The sequence below is a fragment of the Porphyromonas catoniae ATCC 51270 genome, from assembly GCF_000565015.1.
GTDB classification, from domain to species: Bacteria; Bacteroidota; Bacteroidia; order Bacteroidales; family Porphyromonadaceae; genus Porphyromonas; species Porphyromonas catoniae.
The window spans coordinates 1-4,110 of record NZ_JDFF01000006.1 but is presented as its reverse complement, the minus strand read 5'-3'; the positions used below and the strand labels follow the sequence as shown (position 1 = coordinate 4,110).

Annotated in this window: 5 protein-coding genes; all 5 read right to left on the bottom strand. The window is 53.9% G+C overall.

Annotation, left to right across the window (positions count from 1 at the left end):
- Positions 1-389 precede the first annotated feature (389 nt).
- On the bottom strand, positions 390-1,298 hold the full coding sequence (locus tag HMPREF0636_RS01030; protein ID WP_044167890.1) for a hypothetical protein: 909 nt from the start codon (positions 1,296-1,298) through the stop codon (positions 390-392).
- A 25-nt stretch (positions 1,299-1,323) separates the two neighbouring features.
- The gene (locus HMPREF0636_RS01025) at positions 1,324-1,803 is read right to left on the bottom strand and encodes a DUF6108 family protein (RefSeq protein WP_005468957.1); all 480 of its coding nucleotides are present in this window, start codon (positions 1,801-1,803) and stop codon (positions 1,324-1,326) included.
- 14 nt (positions 1,804-1,817) lie between these two features.
- The gene (locus HMPREF0636_RS01020; RefSeq protein ID WP_005468956.1) at positions 1,818-2,330 is read right to left on the bottom strand and encodes a PG0215 family putative anti-sigma factor; all 513 of its coding nucleotides are present in this window, start codon (positions 2,328-2,330) and stop codon (positions 1,818-1,820) included.
- Positions 2,311-2,865, bottom strand: coding sequence for a GFO_1088 family ECF-type sigma factor (locus HMPREF0636_RS01015; RefSeq protein ID WP_052328678.1), 555 nt, complete (start codon positions 2,863-2,865; stop codon positions 2,311-2,313). The genes HMPREF0636_RS01020 and HMPREF0636_RS01015 overlap by 20 nt, the downstream gene beginning before the upstream one ends.
- Positions 2,866-3,220: 355 nt before the next feature.
- Positions 3,221-4,110 (bottom strand): IS5 family transposase (locus HMPREF0636_RS01010; protein ID WP_044167887.1); only part of this gene is annotated, 890 nt, incomplete at its 5' end.

Here is a 4,110-nt window from a genome sequence, read left to right as displayed (position 1 = left end):
TTCAAGGCATCATAGGCTGGATTGCCTGTGGCGTTCTGGGTCTTTGTATACTTCTTGTTGAGTAGTGTACGAATCCCTCGCCAGTCAACGCAAGCGCTGATCTGTCGAAGGAACGAGTGCTTCATGCGGTCGCGACGCACCTGCGTATAGACTTGCAGGAAGCTCGGAGCGGATTCGGTTTGTTTGGTAGGTATAGCTATACGACTGTTTTGGTTATGAAGATACTAAATATCAGTGATGTACGAAGTGGTCACAGCCCTGTATGCCTTTGAAATACCGTGCAATGGTCTCCTGAGATAGGCGACGAGGCGATCCCCACATCCTGTGGAGGATTGCCTCTATCATAGGATATCGCAGGAGCGATGGGTAGGAGTGAGGGAATTTGGCGACTAGAGTCCGAGCGATACCCCTAAGGAATATATATAGGTGGTGGGTAACCCCCTATCTAGGAAGAGGGGGAGGAGGCTGTAGGTAGCATAGATCCCGACAGGGGCACACTTGATCTGTGCTCTCAGGTCTAGGCTGATGGGGTTGATCCCAAGGTCTTTGCCTAGGACACGTGGGGTACGATAGTCTCCGATCCACACCTTGGAGCTAGAGGCTGTCCGTAGCTTGAACTCTGCACCGAATGAGAATTCCCAGTGGTCGAAGGGCTTTGCCCAAGGACGGAACCGAAGCGTTAGGGGGAGAGTCAGGTAGGTGATGTGTAGACGGGAGGTACGTACACCCTCAGGGACGGTATAGTGGACGAGCTTGCTCTCCCCATTCTCCTCTCGATAGGCATAGTCCCCACTGAGGTGGAGCGAATTGAGCTGCAGGTGAAGGCCTGCCGAGAGCATGAGCCGAGGAGAGAGGACCTGGTGGTACTCTAGGAGCTGAATATCATAGCGCAGGGAGCGTGTTCGCTTCAGCCCCGTAGCTCCACTACCGGTCAGTGTCGTATAGCCTATGGAGGCTCCGAGAGAGGTGAGGTAGCGCTTGGACTTCGAGCGACTCTGTCCTCTACGAGTGGGGAAGAAGATCTCAGGACGAGGTAAGCGGATGTGCTCTCCCGTACCCTGCTCCTCGATCCGTCCCTCGCCGTAGATGCCACGGAAGAGATAGGCTGAGGGGCGTTTTGTACCCGTTGAATCTAGTTGATAGACCTTGACCTCGAGCTGACCTTGGTGGTCCTTGAGCTCTAGGATGTGCTTCCGCCACTGTAGGGTCGTGTCCTGTGGAGCCCCTTGCTGAGCACGTAAGGATAGGGTAGAAGAGCCTACTAGCAGGGCGGAGAGGAGGAGATGCTTGGTGTACATAATCGTAAGATGAGTATTATGGTTGTTATTTGCGCTTAGGGGTGGGGGACTTAGGGGTAAGGATCCGTTGGATAAGCTCCTCTGTCTGGAGTGTTCCCCCGATACTGACTAGGGTGATCACCCCTCGATTGTCATAGGAGTAGAGGAGATAGCGGTGGATCTTGGAGTCTTTGCTGGAGAAGCGGTAGTAGGCACCGAGCAGGCGCCCTCGCTCGATCTGCTCCTTGATGATAGAGGCTATCTTTCGGTCTGTGTCTAGAGCTTGCTCTACGTCACTCCACTGAGCCTCTAGCTCCTTGCCTGAGGGTAGGAGCTGTAGGGTGTAGCAGTAGGAGGCATCGTAGCGGGTGAGTAGATCCTTGCCTAGCTCGACATAGACAGCATTCTTGGCACGTCGGTAGCGCTGTATGACCTGCTGTGTCTGTAGCGGGGGCTGTACCTCGGTCTGCGCTCTGAGTGGGAGCACCGATAGTAGGAGGAGCGAGAGTATAATCTGTCTATACATGATGTGAGGGGAGACTAATCGAGATCGATAGAGAGCTGGGGGAGGGAGGTGGAGAGAGGGAGGGCGACAGCCTGTAGGGCATCCTCGGCACGCTGTGCCGCCTCGGCCTCGTCTTGTATCCTTTCGCCTGCGATGAAGAGGGTAGAGGAGTATCCGACCTTAGGGTGATCGGAGACAGAGAGGTGATATCCGAGGGGTATGGCTAATAGGAGGGCTGCAGCTATTCCCCCCATGAGATAGGGACGAAGGAGTCGGGTGCGAGTAGCTGTCCTTCTCTTGGCTGCGGGTAGGCTCAGCTCAGGGGAAAGAGGCTCCTGCTCATGGCCGATGAGTAGTTGGCGCACCTCAGTAAAGAGCGGGATAAGATCCCGATACTTAGCAGATACCCTATCCGAGGCAAAGTAGTCGCGTAGTAAAGCCTCTTCCTCAGAGGTCGTCTTGCCGAGGAAGTATCCGTCGATCAGTTCCTCAATCTGGTGGGGTGCAAGGGGAAGACGGGGAGTGGGGCTATTTGTGTCTTGTGCCATAGGGTGCAAAGTCTTTGTGCATGAGCAGTCGTGAGCGCAGAGTGCTGCGTGCACGGCTGAGGTTGTTGTAGATCGCTTCGGAGCTTAGCCCTGCGATTTGGGCGATTTCCTCTACTTCGTAGCCCTCGACCTCCTTGAGACGGAAGATGAGGCGCTGCTTCGTCGGTAAGCTTTCGATGGCTGAGGTGAGCAATGCTTGGGTTTCGTATTGCTCCACTTCGTCCTCAGTGGAGGAGGCTGAGAGGCGATCGGCTTCCTCGATCTCTGCCCGAGGTCTTGCTCGTCTTAGAAAGTCGATGGCCTGATGGTGCACTACGGTGCGGCATAGTGCCTCTAGGCTACTGTAGTGCTCCCACTCTGCTCTGTGGACGAGGATCCTAAGGAGAGCCTCCTGTACGGCATCCTCAGCATCATCCCTATCCCCGGTGATATGTGTCGCCTGGGATAGGAGCTGGGGACGTAGTGTCCCGAGCAGGTGGGTGAGCTGGTCGTAGGACATCGCTTCGTTTGTTACTTCTTGTGGGGGCTTCCCCATTATCTATAAGGTAGACGTATGGGGAGGGTCAAACCTATCATACGAGATAAAATTAGTAGAAAAGGAGGAAGTGAGGGGGCTTTGAGCCTTCTCGTCATATAGACGAAGATGAGGGAGTAGTCTCTGTGTCTTCAGGGAAGCTCTGAAAGAGAGCATGGTATCTCCCCTCCTACTTTAGAGAAGGGATTTATTGTGCTCATGACACTAATAGAGACCATTGCGCAAGCCCATCTCTTCACTGCTTGCACTTTCCTCCAGCGAACTTCGGAGTCTTTAGGCTGAAAAGTGGGATGCCTGTCTCTCCCCCTTGCCCCCTCTTGGGAGGATCATCCTCCCGAGAGGGGGCTTTCCCGGGCTATTTGGTGCTCTGGAGCACAAGAAGACCAGGCATACGCTTAAGGTTGTACGCCATAGCTTCCAAGATATTCTGTGTATGCGTTCGCTCAAGCCCTCGGTAACGACATCGCCCTCCTGAAAACCACCTTCGAATACTCCCGAAGGCACGCTCTATCAAACAGCGCATTTTGCTGATGGTGTTATTCAGTTCACGTTGTCGCTCTGTGAGCTTCATCCCCTTCTGTGCCTTGAGCATAATCCCATCAATCAAGCCTCGCTCAAGCAGACAAGTCGAGTTCTTCTTGCTACAATAACCTTTATCGGCAAGGACACTAACGCCCTGCGTAAGCTCTGCCTTCTCTATCAACTGGGGCAATACCACCGTATCGGCACAATTGGCCGGCGTGGTAATTATGCTCTCCACCAACCCTTGCCCATCGGTCAGCACGTGCTTCTTGTACCCGTAGCGATAGTGCCTGCCTTTGCGCACCCAACGAGCTTCCGTATCGACCCCTGGTTTGCGACTTTTCAACTCATACTGATAAGCCTGCTCTTGGGCTTGCTCTTCTTCGGTGCGCAAGTCCTCTCGGTCGTCTGTTACTTCGATGAGGATACTTCCATTGGGAGCGTGCGGGCTATCCACAATGCTCGCATCCACGATAGCCCCTTGGTCAATACGGCTAATCCCGTGCTTCTTGAACTGCTTATTCAGCTCCCTAAGGAGCTTGTCCATAATCCCTAAGCGAGTCAGTTCAGCGCGAAAGCGACAGATGGTGCTGTGGTCTGGAGCTGGAAGCCCCATATCCAAGAGGAGGAATTCGCTGAAGAGGAGGGAGTCGTTGATCCGTTCTTCGACTTCGTAATCACTCAGGCCGTACCAGGTCTGAAGCAGTAGGATCTTGAACATCA